A 14,520-nucleotide genomic window follows, 5' to 3' on the forward strand; every position below is an offset into this window, starting at 1 on the left:
TTAATAAAATTATAACTTATAATATCAATCAATAGTTTTATGCCTACTAAAAATTACACTAAATACCTGTCAATAATTCTTTTACTTTTTACTTTTACATTAGCTTTTGGTCAAAATCATACCAAATTCAAAGTGGTTTTAGATGCAGGTCATGGAGGAGAAGACCCTGGAGCTGTTAAAAATGGTATAAAAGAAAAGGATATTGTTTTAGATGTTGTGCTTAAAATTGGAAAAATTTTAGAATCTAACAAGAATATTGAAATTATTTATACAAGAAAAACCGATGTTTTTATTGGATTAAAGGAACGCGCAAATATTGCCAATAAAGCAAAAGCTAATTTATTTGTTTCTGTGCATTGTAATGGGGTTAAAAGTACTGCAGCAAGAGGAACAGAAACTTTTGTTATGGGAATGTCTAGAACCGACACCAATTTGGATATTGCAAAAAAAGAAAATGGCGTTATATTTTTAGAGAAAAACTATAATGAAAAATATAAAGGTTTTGACCCTAATAATCCTGAAACACTTTTAGGATTAAAAATTTTACAAGAAGAGTTTTTAGACCAAAGTATTAGTTTAGCTTCTGAAATTGAAAAGAATTTTGTTTCTAATGACGGACGATTTTCGAGAGGAGTAAAGCAACAACCAATTTGGGTGTTGGATGCAACAGTTATGCCAGGCGTCTTAATCGAATTAGGTTTTGTGAGCCATCCGGAAGAAGGTAAATATTTAGACTCAAATAAAGGGAAAGAAGAAATAGCAACTTCTATTTCTAAAGCGATTGTTTCGTATAGAAATGATTTTTTTAATCCTGATGCGTCTGAGAGAAATACAGAATCTAATGCTGTAATTTCTGATGATAATTCAAATCCAAAAACAGTTAATTCATCGGATTCTGAAAACGAAAAATCTACTACCACATATTATAAAGTTCAAATATCGGCCGGAAGAAAAAAAATAGCGACTAAACCTTCAAATTTTAAAGGATTAAAAGAGATATCATTTGAAAAAGAGAAAAAACTATATAAGTATTTTTACGGCAATGAAACGGATTATAATTCTTGTAAGAAAAAATTAGAAGAAGCTAAAAAAAAGGGATACACTTCTGCATTTATTGTAACATTTACAAATTAAAAACAAAAGTTTATGGATAAGAAAATTGTATTTGTAATTATTTCAATGTTTTTTTTAACAGGATTTAGTCAAACCAAAAAGTTTAAAGTAGTTTTAGATGCCGGTCACGGTGGAAAAGATTATGGAGCTGTTTATCATGGTAATATTGAAAAAAATATTGCATTACAAACAGTACTTAAAGTAGGTGCAATATTAGAAAAAGACCCTCAAATTGATGTCGTTTTTACACGAAAATCAGATGTTTTTATTGAGTTACAACAACGCGCTAATATTGCAAATAAATCCAAAGGAAGTATTTTTGTTTCGATGCATTGTAATGCAAATAAAAACCAAGCTGCTGAAGGCAATGAAACATACGTGATGGGAATTACCCGTAATGCATCCAACTTAGAAGTTGCTAAAAATGAGAACGAAGTAGTTACTTTAGAAACCGATTATAAAATTAAATATGATGGTTATGATCCTAATTCTCCCGAATCGGTAATTGGAATTTCTATTTTACAAGAAGAGCATTTAGATCAAAGTATTGAATTGGCGGGGAGAGTTCAAGAATTTTTTACCAAGAAAACAGATAATAAAAATAGAGGTGTTAAACAAGCTGGATTCTTAGTATTGCGTCAAATAACTATGCCACGGGTTTTAATTGAAATGGGATTTGTTTCTAATAAAGAAGAAGGTGAATTTTTAAATTCGGAAACTGGACAAGATTTATTAGCAGAGGCAATTGCTAAGGCTATTATGGATTATAAAAATGAATTTTTTAGCCCTTCTAGCAATGATGATGTAAAAGAAGAAGATAAAAATGTTCCTAAAATGGAAGAAATTATTGTTAAAGAAGTTCCCAAAAAAGAACAAATTATAAAAAAAGCAGAAAATACTATTGAAAAAGGAATTGTATTTAAAATTCAAATTTCGGCTAGTACAAAAGAATTAGCTACGATTCCTTCAAATTTTAAAGGATTAAGCCCGATTTCAGTAGAACCTTCAGGAAGTTTATTCAAATATTTTTATGCATCTGATAAAAATTATGATTCTATAAAACAAAAATTGGAAGAAGCGAAACAAAAAGGCTATAAAACTGCATTTATTGTGGCTTATAAAGACGGAATAAAAATAAACGTTACCGATGCAATAAAATAAAATAAAAGTTTATTTTTGTTAAAAATTAGAATACTTTGAAACTAACTAAAGAAATTAAAACCGCTGTACTCGTAATTGTATCTATATTTTTATTTATTTGGGGATATAATTTTTTAAAAGGAAAAGACTTATTCAATAGTACTACACGTGTTTATGTTGTTTATGACAACGTAGCCGGACTTGTAAACTCAGCTCCAGTTACACTTAACGGATTAGCTATTGGTAAAGTAGATGCTATTACTATTCAACCTGATGGTAAATTACTTGTTGAAATGCAAATCAACACTGATTTTCCAATTTCTAAATCAAGTATTGCTGAAATATATGATTCAGGGTTAGTAGGAGGTAGACAAATTGCAATTAAACCTAATTTTCAAGATAAAAATTACATTAAATCAGGTGATTACTTAAAAGCTAGTAGCAAATTAGGTATTACTGATGCTTTAGCCCAACAGTTAGAGCCACTGCAATATAAAGTTCAAAAACTATTAGATAATGCAGATGCTTTATTTACCAATTTTAATGATATTTTAGACGAAAAAACCAAAAAAAATCTTAAAAATAGTATTTCGGAATTGAATAAAACGCTTTCTGAATTTAGTGTTGCCTCCAAAAACATTAATGGAATGATTGCAGATAATAAATCTAAGTTCAATTCAACAATGACTAATTTTGATAATACGGCTGCAAATTTTTCAAAAATGTCAGATTCTTTAGCAAAAGCTAATTTGGGTCAAACGGTAAGAAATTTAGAAAAAACCTTAGCAAATGTTGATAAAATAATGATTGACATTGAACAAGGAAAAGGAACAATGGGTAAATTAATGAAAGATGATGCTATGTACACTAACTTTACTAATACTTCTAAAGAATTAGAGTTGTTATTACAAGATGTTCGTCTTCATCCTACACGTTATGTAAATGTTTCTCTTTTTGGAAAGAAAAACAAACCTTATGTAGCTCCAGTAAACGATACAATTAAAAAGTAAATTTTATACGATGAATTTTTTAGATAATATTTTATTCGCATTGCTTTTAGCAGCAGGTATAGGTTATTTTACAATTAATGTAAAAAAACTAATTCGTAATATAAAATTGGGTCACGATGTAAATCGTAGCGATAATGCTTCCGAACGTTGGAAGAATATGACAATGGTTGCTTTAGGGCAATCAAAAATGGTGAAACGACCAATTGCTGGTTTTTTACATATTGTAGTGTATGTTGGATTTGTAATTATCAATATTGAAGTAATAGAAATCATAATTGATGGCCTTTTTGGAACACACCGTGTATTATCCTTTATGGGTGGATTTTACGATGTGCTTATTGGTTCATTTGAAGTTTTAGCTTTCTTAGTTTTAATTACCGTAATTATTTTTTGGATCAGAAGAAATGTAACCAAGTTAGGTCGTTTTACGAGTACAGATTTAGATGGAAAACCTAGAAATGACGCCAATTATATTTTATATTTTGAAGTGGTATTAATGTCATTATTCTTGATAATGAATGCAGCTGATTTTCACCTTCAAAATTTAGGAATTGGTCATTATAATCAAGCAGGAAGTTTTCCTATTTCTCAATTTATCGCTCCAATGTTTAATGGAATTAGTGAAGGTTTAGTGGTTGTTATCGAAAGATCCGCTTGGTGGTTACATATTGCTGGAATATTAGTTTTCTTGAACTATTTATATTTCTCAAAACACTTACATATTTTATTAGCGTTTCCAAATACTTTTTTTGCAGATTTAAATGCGAAAGGTAAATTAGATAATTTGCAAAGTGTTACAAACGAAGTAAAATTAATGATGGATCCAAGTGCAGATCCATTTGCAGCCCCAGCAAATCCGGATGCAGTGCCTGCAAAATTTGGTGCATCAGATGTTCAGGATTTAAATTGGGTTCAATTATTAAACGCTTACAGTTGTACCGAGTGTGGTCGTTGTACATCTTCATGTCCAGCTAATCAAACAGGAAAAAAATTATCACCTCGTAAAATCATGATGGATACGCGTGATCGTTTAGAGGAAGTAGGAAGAAATATTGATTTAAATAAAGGTGTTTTTGTAGATGATGGAAAATCTTTACTAAACGATTACATTACGCCAGAAGAATTATGGGCTTGTACAACTTGTAATGCATGTGTTGAAGAATGTCCTATTAATATTAGTCCGTTATCAATTATTATTGATATGCGTCGTTATTTGGTAATGGAACAAAGTGCGGCGCCAATGGAGCTAAACAATATGATGAGTAATATTGAAAACAACGGCGCTCCTTGGCAATATAATCAAATGGATCGTTTAAATTGGGTAAACGAATAATTTTACATTAACTATCATAAATAGTATATAATATGTCTGAAAATTTAATTGTACCAACAATGGCCCAAATGATGGCCGAAGGAAGACAACCTGAAATTTTATTTTGGGTAGGTTCTGCTGGTAGTTTCGATGACAGAGCAAAAAAAATTACAAGAGCTTTTGTTAAAATTTTAAATAAAGCAAATGTAAATTTTGCAGTTTTAGGTACAGAAGAAAGTAGTACAGGAGATGTAGCAAAAAGAGCTGGAAATGAATTTTTATTTCAAATGCAAGCTTTAATGAATATTGAATTGCTAAATGCTTACGAAGTAAAGAAAATTGTAACCTGCGATCCTCATTCGTTTAATTGCTTAAAAAATGAATATCCTAGTTTAGGTGGAAATTATGAAGTTTTACATCACACTCAATTTATTCAACAGCTTTTAAAAGAAGGACGTATTGATTTTAATAAAGATACTTATAAAGGTAGTCGTATTACTTTTCATGATCCTTGTTATTTAGGTAGAGCTAACAATGAATACCAAGCGCCAAGAGAAATATTATCTCAAACAAACGCACAAATTGTTGAGATGAAACGAAGCAAAAGTTCTGCTTTATGTTGTGGAGCTGGTGGAGCTCAAATGTTTAAAGAACCTGAAAAAGGGAATATGGAAATTAACGTTTTAAGAACTAAAGATGCTCTTGAAACCACTCCAAATATTATTGCTACAGGCTGTCCTTATTGTAATACAATGATGACAGATGGAGTGAAATTTGCACACAAAGAAAGCGAAGTTAAAGTGTTAGATATTGCAGAAATAATTGCAAATGCACAAAATTTATAAATTAAAAACTTAACATGAAAAAAATACTATTATTATTAGTACTTGTTGGAAATATTGCATTTGCACAAAAACTTACTAAAGAACAATTGTCTGAAAAATTAGCTGAAAAAGCTTGTGGTTGTGCTGAAAAGCAAGAAATTACAAAAGAAAATTTTGAATTAACAATTGGAATTTGTTTGCTTGAAGGAATCAATGCATTTGAAAAGGATGTTGAAAAACATTATGGCAAAGATGTTATTTCTAACGATAAAAAAATGGAAGAATTAGGATATGATGTTGGAAAAAAAATGGGATCAAAGTGTCCTACTATTTTCAAATTTATGCTTGATGATGAAGAAGAAGTTGCACCAGATGAAAGTGAAGAATTATCAGTTTCAGGTAAAGTTTCTGAAATAAAAACCGAACAATTCATAACTTTTGTAGTTAAAGAAGCAAGTGGAAAAACCAATCAATTTATTTTGTTAAGTAATTTTGATAATGCATTTTTATTAACAGATAAAGTACTAAAAGCTACTGATGAAGTAGACGTTACGTATTATGAAATGGAATTGTACGATGCTAAATTAGGGAAGTTTGTGTCTTATAAAATTGTTACTGATATAATTAAAAAATAATCATGTTTGTACCTTTTGAAAGCTTACCAGACGATTCAAAAATTTGGATATATCAATCTAACAGAAAATTTTCAGATATAGAAATTCAAGAAATTGAACACGAATTAAAAATATTTTTGGATAACTGGACAGCTCACGGACAACACCTCGAGACTTCTTTTGTGACTCGTTATAATCGTTTTATTATTATTGCTGTAAATCAAGAGATTCAAGCGGCAACAGGTTGTTCAATTGATGCTTCTGTTCAATTAATTCAAATCTTTGAACAAAAATACAATGTTGATTTATTGGATAAAATGAATGTGACATATAAGATGGGCGAGCATGTAGCCTTTAAACCATTAATAGAATTTAAAAAATTAGCCAAAGAAAAAGCGGTTTCAGGAAACACTATTGTATTTAATAATCTATTAAATACTTTGGGCGAATGGAAAGATTTTTGGGAAGTTCCTGCTAGTGAAAGTTGGCACAATAGATTTTTTTAGTAACTACTAATTCATTACTTACTTTAAAATTTATGGCTAGCGATATCTTTTTATTAAATATATCAGGACAAGACAAACCAGGTTTAACTTCTTCTTTAACGGCTGTTTTAGCAGCATATGATGCTAAGGTCTTAGATATAGGGCAAGCAAATATCCATGATACGTTATCTTTAGGAATCCTTTTTCAGATTAAATCTGGGAAAAAATCAGCGGCAGTTTTAAAAGATTTATTGTTTAAATCGTATGAATTAGGTATTAAAGCAAAATTTAAACCTATTACGCTTGAAGATTATGAAAAATGGGTGAGTCTTCAAGGAAAAGACAGATACATTGTAACCCTTTTAGGTGAAAAATTGACTGCCGAACAAATTTCAGAAGTAACAAAAGTTATTTCAGAAAAAAACTTAAATATTGATGCTATAAAACGTTTAACTGGAAGAGCTTCCTTAGTAAATGAAGATGATTATCCAAGAGCATCAATTCAATTATCAATTCGAGGAATAATTGAAGACAAATCAGAGTTTACTGAAAAGTTCATGCAGATTTCAAGAGATTTAGATGTTGATATTGCTTTTCAAGAAGATAATATTTACAGAAGAAATAGACGCTTAGTTTGCTTTGATATGGATTCCACTTTAATTCAAACTGAGGTTATTGATGAGCTTGCAGAGTTTGCTGGTGTTGGTGAACAAGTTAGGGCTATTACAGAATTAGCTATGCAAGGTGAAATTGATTTTAACGAAAGTTTTAAACAACGAATGCTACTTCTTAAAGGATTAAAAGAAGATGTGTTAGAAAAGGTTGCAATCAATTTGCCAATTACAAAAGGTGCAAGAAGATTAATTGATACCCTTAAAACGTATGGTTTTAAAACTGCAATTCTTTCTGGTGGATTTACCTATTTTGGGCATTATTTACAAAAAGAGTTAGGTATCGATTACGTTTTTGCCAATCAATTAGAAATTAAAGATGGCGTTTTAACTGGTGGCTATATTGGTGAAATAGTAGACGGCAATAAAAAAGCAGCATATTTAAAAGAACTTGCTCATAAAGAAGGCTTACATATTAGTCAAACCATTGCAATTGGTGATGGGGCAAATGATTTACCTATGCTAAATTTGGCAGGTTTAGGAATTGCGTTTCATGCCAAACCCAAAGTTAAAGATAATGCTCAAAGTGCTATTTCAAGTATTGGATTAGATGGTGTACTTTATTTATTAGGATACCATGACCGACACATTGATTTATTGCCATAGCTTTAATATATTATTACAGTCGAGAACCATATTAATGTCATTTTAAACTTTCTTCTTAAAATAAACTTAACAGTTTTTTGTTTAAATAAGAAATGTAGTAATTTGGCATAGATTTAGTTCTTAGTACAAAAATCAAAAAATTATTTATGCGACATTTTTATATACTATTTTGTTTAATAGTTTCAATACATATATCATTTTCTCAAAATACTCCAGAGCCAGATTTATTGGTTAAACAAGTAACACAGGAACAATGGGTTGATAGTATTTATAATCAATTATCATTTGAAGAAAAAGTGGGGCAATTATTTATGGTGGCTGCTTATTCAAATAAAGATGAAGCTCATAATAAATCTGTTGAAAAATTAGTAGAAGAGTATAAAATTGGAGGATTAATTTTTTTTCAAGGAGGTCCAATACGTCAAGCTAAATTAACCAATCGTTTCCAAGAAAAATCGAAAGTTCCTTTATTCATTGGTATTGATGCAGAGTGGGGATTAAGTATGCGTTTAGATTCTACTTATCGTTATCCTTGGAACATGACTTTAGGTGCAGTTCAAGATATGAAGTTGATTGAGAAAGCCGGAAATCAAATGGCAAAACAATCAAAGAGAATGGGTATTCATTTCAATTTTGCACCGGTTGTTGATATTAACACCAATCCTAAAAATCCTATTATTGGGAATCGTTCATTTGGAGAAACGAAAGAAAATGTTACCATGCGTGCTTTAGCTCTTATGAAGGGTTTGCAAGATGAAGGTGTATTTGCAACGGCTAAGCATTTTCCTGGTCATGGTGATACTTCAACAGATTCACATCATACATTACCTGTGGTAAATTTTGATAGAAATCGATTGAATGAAGTGGAATTATATCCTTACAAAGAATTAATTAAGAATGGATTAACTAGTGTCATGGTGGCGCACTTAAATGTGCCAAGTATAGAACCTCGAGAAAACTATCCAACTTCTATTTCATATCCAGTAGTTACTGATATGTTAAAAAAAGAATTACAATTTGAAGGTTTAATTTTTACGGATGCACTAAATATGAAAGGCGCCAGTAATTTTAAAAAACCAGGCGATATAGATTTAGAAGCTTTTTTAGCAGGAAATGATGTGTTGCTATTTGCTGAAAATGTTCCTGTGGCAATTAAAAAGTTTAAAGAAGCTTTTGATGCTGGCGTTATTACAGAAGAACGTTTGATGTATTCGGTAAAAAAGATTTTGGGTTATAAATACAAGGCAAATTTAAATAACTACCAACCAATAGTTTTAGATAATTTATACAATGATTTGAATGCTGTTGAATTTGATGCATTAAATTATAAATTATATGAAAATGCAGTTACGGTAATAAAAAATCATGATAAATTAGTACCAATTAGAGATATTGAAAAAGAGAAAATTGCGTACATTAAATTAGGTAATGATAAATCTGATACGTTCTTATTACATTTAAGAAATTACGCAGTTATTAGCGAAATTACTTCTAAAAATTTAGATTCGGTTTTGGTTCAATTACAAGATTTTACAAAGGTAATTATTGGCTATCACAAACAAGATGGCGCATGGAGAAATCACAATTTGAACTTCAAAGAGATGCTTTGGATAAATCAAATTGCTAAGCAAAATGATGTTATTTTAACTTGTTTTAGTAAACCTTATTCACTAACCAATTTAAAAAACTTTGAAGATATTGAAACTATTGTTGTGGCTTATCAAAATAACAATATTTCGCAAACTATTGCTCCTCAAATTATTTTTGGGGCTATGGGAGCAAAAGGAAAATTACCAGTTTCAATTGATGATGAATTTAAAGTAAATGAAGGTATTGAAACTTTAGAAATTAAACGACTCGGATTTTCAATTCCTGAAAATGTGGGTATGAATTCTAAAGTATTAATCAAAATAGATTCCATAGCCAATTATGCGATATCTAAAAAAATGACACCAGGACTTCAAGTTGTAGTTGCTAGAAAAGGAAAAATTATTTATCAAAAATCATTTGGAAATCATACTTATGAATCAGAACAAAAAGTTTCAAATATCGATGTTTATGATATTGCATCTTTGACAAAAATTGTAGCTACTTTACCTAATGTAATGCAAGAATTTGACAAAGGACATTTAACTTTAGACACTAAGTTAAAAACAATGTTGCCTGCTTCTAAAAATTCTAATAAAGTCAATGCTACAGTTTTAGATATGTTAACGCATCAAGCCCGATTTCAGCCTTGGATTCCTTTTTATAAAGTTACTTTGGATAGTTTAAATCGACCGAGTTCTAAATTTTATAGAAGTGAATTTTCGGATGAATTTCCAATTCATGTGGCAGATAAATTGTATTTGAAAAAAGGCTACAATGATACAATAGTAAAAACCATTTTTGATAGCGAATTATTACCTAAAAAACAATACAAATACAGTGATTTCTCTTTTATTTTATTCAAAGAATATTTAGAATTTCACAATAAAAAGTCGTTAGAAGATTTAGCGCATTTTAATTTTTACGAGCCACTTGGAGCAAATTCAATCATGTACAATCCTTTGCGAAAAATGAATGTTTCAAGAATAATTCCAACAGAAAACGATACCTACTTTAGACATCAATTAGTACAAGGTTATGTTCATGATATGGCCGCAGCTATGCAAGGTGGAATTTCAGGGCATGCTGGTTTGTTTGCTAACGCTTTGGATGTGGCTAAAGTAATGCAAATGTATCTTCAAAAAGGAAGCTATGGCGGTCGAACGTACATTACTGAAAATACATTCAATTTGTTCAATACGTGTTATTTTTGTAAAGAAGGAAATAGAAGAGGAGTAGGTTTTGATAAGCCTCAATTAGGTAACGAAGGGCCTACTTGTGGTTGTGTTTCGTTAACAAGTTTTGGCCATACTGGTTTTACAGGGACTATGACTTGGGCTGATCCAGATAAAGAAATTGTTTATGTATTCTTATCTAATAGAACTTATCCAGATTCCAATGCATCGAATAAATTGTCAAAAGAAAATATTAGAGAGAATATCCAAAAGGTAATCTATGAAGCTATAATTGAATAACTATGACATCACAAACAATTACAGTAGATCAATACATCAACGAATCTCCTGCAGATAGGAGAGAAGCGTTGCAAAAATTAAGAAAAGTAATCTTAGAAAATCTTCCAGAAGGTTTTCAAGAATGTATAAGTTATGGTATGATAGGGTATGTAGTACCGCATTCACTATATCCTTCAGGTTATCATTGTACGCCAGAGTTACCTTTGCCGTTTATCTCCTTTGCAAGTCAAAAAAACAGCATTAATTTTTATCATATGGGTATGTATGCAAATCCTGAATTATACGAATGGTTTGTTTCTGAATATCCTAAACATTCTAAACAAAAACTAGATATTGGTAAAAGTTGCTTTCGCATCAAAAAGCCTGAAAATATTCCGTTTGATTTGATTGGTGAATTGGTAAGTAAGGTAACAGTTCAAGAATGGATTGTGACTTATGAATCTGCTTTTAAAAAATAATTTTAACAAATGTTTTATAATTGCCAATATTAGAAATGGTAATTTTAAACAAAATTTATATTCATGAAAATTGCAATTGTTTGTTATCCAACCTTTGGAGGAAGTGGAGTAGTGGCTACCGAGCTTGGTTTAGAATTAGCCAAAAGAGGTCACGAAATCCATTTCATTACATACAGTCAACCGGTACGACTGGCGTTATTGAATCCAAACGTACATTATCATGAAGTGCATGTTCCAGAATACCCATTATTTCATTACCAACCCTATGAATTAGCGCTCTCAAGCAAATTGGTAGATATGGTAAAATTATATAAAATCGATGTTTTACATGTGCATTATGCAATTCCACATGCGTATGCAGGTTATATGGCTAAACAAATGTTAGCCGATGAAGGTATTCATATTCCAATGGTTACAACACTTCACGGAACTGATATTACTTTGGTAGGAAATCATCCATTTTATAAGCCAGCAGTGAGTTTTAGTATCAATAAATCTGATGTGGTTACGAGTGTTTCTCAAAGCTTAAAAGATGATACTTATCGTTTATTTGATATTAAAAATGATATTGAAGTTGTTCCAAACTTTATTGAATTAAACAAAGAAAAATTAAAAGAGAATATTCCGTGCCATCGATCTTTAATGGCCTCTGAAAATGAAAAAATTATCACACACATTTCAAATTTCCGAAAGGTAAAACGCATTGAAGATATTGTGAAAATATTTTATGAAATCCAGAAGGAAGTACCTTCCAAATTAATGATGGTAGGCGAAGGTCCAGAAAAAGAAAATGCAGAATATTTATGTGAAAAGTTAGGTATTCAGAACAAAGTAATTTTCTTTGGGAATAGTAATGAAATTGACAAGATATTGTGTTTTTCTGACTTATTTTTATTACCATCAGAAACAGAAAGTTTTGGTTTGGCAGCATTAGAAGCAATGGCTTGCGGTGTACCTGTAATTTCAAGTAATTCAGGTGGTTTACCTGAAGTAAATAAAGATGATTTTTCTGGATATTTGAGTGATGTAGGTGATGTTGCTAAAATGAGCCGAGATGCCATTTCTTTGTTACAAGATGACAAAAAATTAACCCAATTTAAATTAAATGCTTTAGAAACTGCTAAATTGTTTGATATTCAAAATATACTACCATTATATGAACAGATTTATTTTAAAGCTATAAATTCAAAGTAATGATTAAATTTTTACCCATATTGTTTGTGATTTTTTCTTGTAGTGCTCCAAAAAAAGTTGTAGACACTTCTTTTTCTGTAATTTATAATAGTGCAATTGGCGGGGCTGAAAAGCCTGGTCATCTAATAATTAGTGATAATGAATCCTATATTCAGTTTATAGATTCGTTAAAATTAGATGAATCACAATATGCTAATTTTTTAAAAGTTGATTTTAAAAATAAAAATGTATTGGTTTTATTTCAAGGTCAAAAAAACTCTGGAGGTTATGAAATTAGCATAGAATCAATAGTAAATGAAAATGAAACTATTGTTGTTAAGAAAAAGGAAATTGGTCCAAAAAAAGGAGAATTAGCAACTACGGTAATCACTAATCCTTATTGTATCGCTTTAATTCCAAAAGGTAAAAATACAATTGTTGAATAAAAAAAAGTAGCCGATCAATGATGATACGGCTACTTTTTTATTAAGGATGTTTTATTAATTGAATTTATATCTAATTCCTAAAGCAAAATCAGGACCAAATCCATCTCTAAAATCTAAATAATCACCACCAAAATACATTTCTGGTCTAAAGTCTAATGTCAATTGAATAGGCACTTCAGAAAAGTTATATTCTATTCCGATATCACCAGCGGCTAAAATAAAACTTCCGCTATCTTCAACATCGTTTTTGTCATAACTCCAACTTCCAATTCCTCCACCTACACCAGCATACCAATTAAAACCGCCATCAATATTCCATATCCATTGGTATAATCCAACAATTTTAAAAGCATCAACGTCTTTACTATTTCTCCAACCTAAATCAACTTCTAAACGATTGTTTGAACCTAATGCTCTTTGATAAGAAATTTCTCCTCCAAAACCATCGTTATCTCCTAATCGAAGGCCTAATACATTTTTAGAAATTTCTTGAGCTTGAGCGCTAAACGCTATACCTAATAGCATAAATGCAGATAAAATTAATTTCTTCATATTATTTGTTTTTACAAAGATAGCCAATTTTATACGGTTTATTATAAAGTAATAATAGATAAAAAATGAAATAATATATTAGCTTAGAAGGTTTTAAAATTATTTAGTTAATGTCATAGTTGTCTAAAAATTCTTCTTGAGTTTGTGTGTCGCTCTCAGGTATTTGTAATTCATTTGCAACAAAATTACTTACAGTGTATGAAGAAACTGTGTTAGTATAAACTACACCAATTCCATCAGATAAATATTGTGTAGATACCAAAACATCTTGAGGTGCTAAAGCCGTAAACGTTTGAGGTGAACCAAGGACTGTTATAATTGTAGTTATGGTTAGATTTAGTTTTATTTTGGTCGATTTTACATTAGAATACACCATACCATTTGGAGTTGTAAATGTTGATAATGTTTCTCCTCCATACGATTGTAAAGAGTAGCTAATTGTTAGTGGAACCCCATTAACTGTCTCATTTATTACACCTGTTTTTGGTGACGAATTTAAAGTTTGATTATTTGTAGCATTTTTATCAAAAATTATAAAATCATTTAATGATAAATCAATCGTAAACGGTAAATTTTGTCCAGCAGTTAATGCTAAATCTCCGGTTAGTAATAATTTACCATTATTCTCTCTAATATTATTATTTTTTAGAGAATTTGAATAAAATCCTGTAGCTGCATCATTTTTAGCTTTGAAAACTTTATAGGTATTGTTGTTTATAGTAGTTTCACTATCAACAAATAAAGAGTCTCTATTAATTCCAGATTGATCTTCAATATTATAAGTCCAATAACTACCTGCAGTTAGTGGAGTTGAAAATATGCTTGAATTATTTGAATTTTCATTGTCATTAGAACAAGAAAAAAAAATGTTAACAAAAAGTATAAAAGTTAATAAATATGATTTATTCATGGTAATATTTATTTGTGATATTATTTGATTTGCTAATATATAAAAAGTATCATATCAATCTTGTAGAATATTTGTAACGATAAATAAAATTAAAAAAAAACTCATTTAGATTAGTTAACTTTATGTAATATTAGGTTAAAATCA

The 14,520-nt window shown here is 29.9% G+C and carries 14 protein-coding genes; 12 read left to right on the forward strand and 2 right to left on the reverse strand.

The features are described 5' to 3' along the window. Positions 1-39 precede the first annotated feature (39 nt). The 12 genes from RSE15_RS01155 to RSE15_RS01210 all read left to right on the forward strand — a co-directional run bounded on the left by RSE15_RS01155 (position 40) and on the right by RSE15_RS01210 (position 12,914). Complete coding sequence (locus RSE15_RS01155) at positions 40-1,134, forward strand: N-acetylmuramoyl-L-alanine amidase family protein (RefSeq protein WP_324069161.1); 1,095 nt, start codon at positions 40-42, stop codon at positions 1,132-1,134. 12 nt (positions 1,135-1,146) lie between these two features. Further along, positions 1,147-2,274: an N-acetylmuramoyl-L-alanine amidase family protein gene (locus tag RSE15_RS01160; protein ID WP_324069162.1), complete on the forward strand. Its 1,128-nt coding sequence runs from the start codon at positions 1,147-1,149 to the stop codon at positions 2,272-2,274. Positions 2,275-2,309: 35 nt separating this feature from the next. Beyond that, on the forward strand, positions 2,310-3,263 hold the full coding sequence (locus RSE15_RS01165; RefSeq protein ID WP_324069163.1) for an MlaD family protein: 954 nt from the start codon (positions 2,310-2,312) through the stop codon (positions 3,261-3,263). A gap of 10 nt (positions 3,264-3,273) precedes the next feature. Further along, complete coding sequence (locus RSE15_RS01170; RefSeq protein WP_324069164.1) at positions 3,274-4,596, forward strand: 4Fe-4S dicluster domain-containing protein; 1,323 nt, start codon at positions 3,274-3,276, stop codon at positions 4,594-4,596. Between the two features lie 32 nt (positions 4,597-4,628). Further along, complete coding sequence (locus RSE15_RS01175) at positions 4,629-5,420, forward strand: (Fe-S)-binding protein (RefSeq protein ID WP_324069165.1); 792 nt, start codon at positions 4,629-4,631, stop codon at positions 5,418-5,420. A 14-nt stretch (positions 5,421-5,434) separates the two neighbouring features. Beyond that, positions 5,435-6,034 (forward strand): hypothetical protein, encoded by a 600-nt coding sequence (locus RSE15_RS01180; protein WP_324069166.1) that lies wholly within the window; start codon positions 5,435-5,437, stop codon positions 6,032-6,034. 2 nt (positions 6,035-6,036) lie between these two features. Then, the gene (locus tag RSE15_RS01185) at positions 6,037-6,519 is read left to right on the forward strand and encodes an ABC transporter ATPase (RefSeq protein WP_324069167.1); all 483 of its coding nucleotides are present in this window, start codon (positions 6,037-6,039) and stop codon (positions 6,517-6,519) included. A gap of 32 nt (positions 6,520-6,551) precedes the next feature. Next, positions 6,552-7,775 carry a phosphoserine phosphatase SerB gene (gene serB, locus RSE15_RS01190; RefSeq protein ID WP_324069168.1) on the forward strand — a complete coding sequence of 408 codons (1,224 nt, stop codon included), beginning with the start codon at positions 6,552-6,554 and terminating at the stop codon, positions 7,773-7,775. 146 nt (positions 7,776-7,921) lie between these two features. Continuing rightward, positions 7,922-10,837: a serine hydrolase domain-containing protein gene (locus tag RSE15_RS01195; RefSeq protein ID WP_324069169.1), complete on the forward strand. Its 2,916-nt coding sequence runs from the start codon at positions 7,922-7,924 to the stop codon at positions 10,835-10,837. A 2-nt stretch (positions 10,838-10,839) separates the two neighbouring features. After that, positions 10,840-11,295 (forward strand): DUF1801 domain-containing protein, encoded by a 456-nt coding sequence (locus RSE15_RS01200; RefSeq protein WP_324069170.1) that lies wholly within the window; start codon positions 10,840-10,842, stop codon positions 11,293-11,295. A gap of 63 nt (positions 11,296-11,358) precedes the next feature. Continuing rightward, complete coding sequence (bshA, locus tag RSE15_RS01205; RefSeq protein WP_324069171.1) at positions 11,359-12,489, forward strand: N-acetyl-alpha-D-glucosaminyl L-malate synthase BshA; 1,131 nt, start codon at positions 11,359-11,361, stop codon at positions 12,487-12,489. After that, the gene (locus RSE15_RS01210; RefSeq protein WP_324069172.1) at positions 12,489-12,914 is read left to right on the forward strand and encodes a protease complex subunit PrcB family protein; all 426 of its coding nucleotides are present in this window, start codon (positions 12,489-12,491) and stop codon (positions 12,912-12,914) included. The genes bshA and RSE15_RS01210 overlap by 1 nt, the downstream gene beginning before the upstream one ends. Positions 12,915-12,968: 54 nt before the next feature. On the opposite strand, the gene RSE15_RS01215 is transcribed toward RSE15_RS01210, so the two are convergent. Both RSE15_RS01215 and RSE15_RS01220 read right to left on the reverse strand, forming a co-directional pair. Next, positions 12,969-13,466 carry a hypothetical protein gene (locus RSE15_RS01215; protein ID WP_324069173.1) on the reverse strand — a complete coding sequence of 166 codons (498 nt, stop codon included), beginning with the start codon at positions 13,464-13,466 and terminating at the stop codon, positions 12,969-12,971. 103 nt (positions 13,467-13,569) lie between these two features. Further along, positions 13,570-14,376 (reverse strand): hypothetical protein, encoded by an 807-nt coding sequence (locus RSE15_RS01220; protein WP_324069174.1) that lies wholly within the window; start codon positions 14,374-14,376, stop codon positions 13,570-13,572. Between the last annotated feature and the right edge of the window lie 144 nt (positions 14,377-14,520).

Origin of the sequence: Flavobacterium sp. (assembly GCF_035195345.1) — a bacterium.
In the GTDB taxonomy this organism is placed as follows: domain Bacteria; phylum Bacteroidota; class Bacteroidia; order Flavobacteriales; family Flavobacteriaceae; genus Flavobacterium.

Bases quoted from the DNA above. Each gene is read 5' to 3' on its own strand.
- RSE15_RS01200 (WP_324069170.1), top strand. From the start codon at position 10,840: ATGACATCACAAACAATTACAGTAGATCAATACATCAACGAATCTCCT.
- RSE15_RS01195 (WP_324069169.1), top strand. From the start codon at position 7,922: ATGCGACATTTTTATATACTATTTTGTTTAATAGTTTCAATACATATA.
- RSE15_RS01210 (WP_324069172.1), top strand. From the start codon at position 12,489: ATGATTAAATTTTTACCCATATTGTTTGTGATTTTTTCTTGTAGTGCT.
- RSE15_RS01170 (WP_324069164.1), top strand. From the start codon at position 3,274: ATGAATTTTTTAGATAATATTTTATTCGCATTGCTTTTAGCAGCAGGT.
- RSE15_RS01215 (WP_324069173.1), bottom strand. From the start codon at position 13,466: ATGAAGAAATTAATTTTATCTGCATTTATGCTATTAGGTATAGCGTTT.
- RSE15_RS01155 (WP_324069161.1), top strand. From the start codon at position 40: ATGCCTACTAAAAATTACACTAAATACCTGTCAATAATTCTTTTACTT.
- serB (WP_324069168.1), top strand. From the start codon at position 6,552: ATGGCTAGCGATATCTTTTTATTAAATATATCAGGACAAGACAAACCA.
- RSE15_RS01175 (WP_324069165.1), top strand. From the start codon at position 4,629: ATGTCTGAAAATTTAATTGTACCAACAATGGCCCAAATGATGGCCGAA.
- bshA (WP_324069171.1), top strand. From the start codon at position 11,359: ATGAAAATTGCAATTGTTTGTTATCCAACCTTTGGAGGAAGTGGAGTA.
- RSE15_RS01180 (WP_324069166.1), top strand. From the start codon at position 5,435: ATGAAAAAAATACTATTATTATTAGTACTTGTTGGAAATATTGCATTT.
- RSE15_RS01185 (WP_324069167.1), top strand. From the start codon at position 6,037: ATGTTTGTACCTTTTGAAAGCTTACCAGACGATTCAAAAATTTGGATA.
- RSE15_RS01220 (WP_324069174.1), bottom strand. From the start codon at position 14,376: ATGAATAAATCATATTTATTAACTTTTATACTTTTTGTTAACATTTTT.
- RSE15_RS01160 (WP_324069162.1), top strand. From the start codon at position 1,147: ATGGATAAGAAAATTGTATTTGTAATTATTTCAATGTTTTTTTTAACA.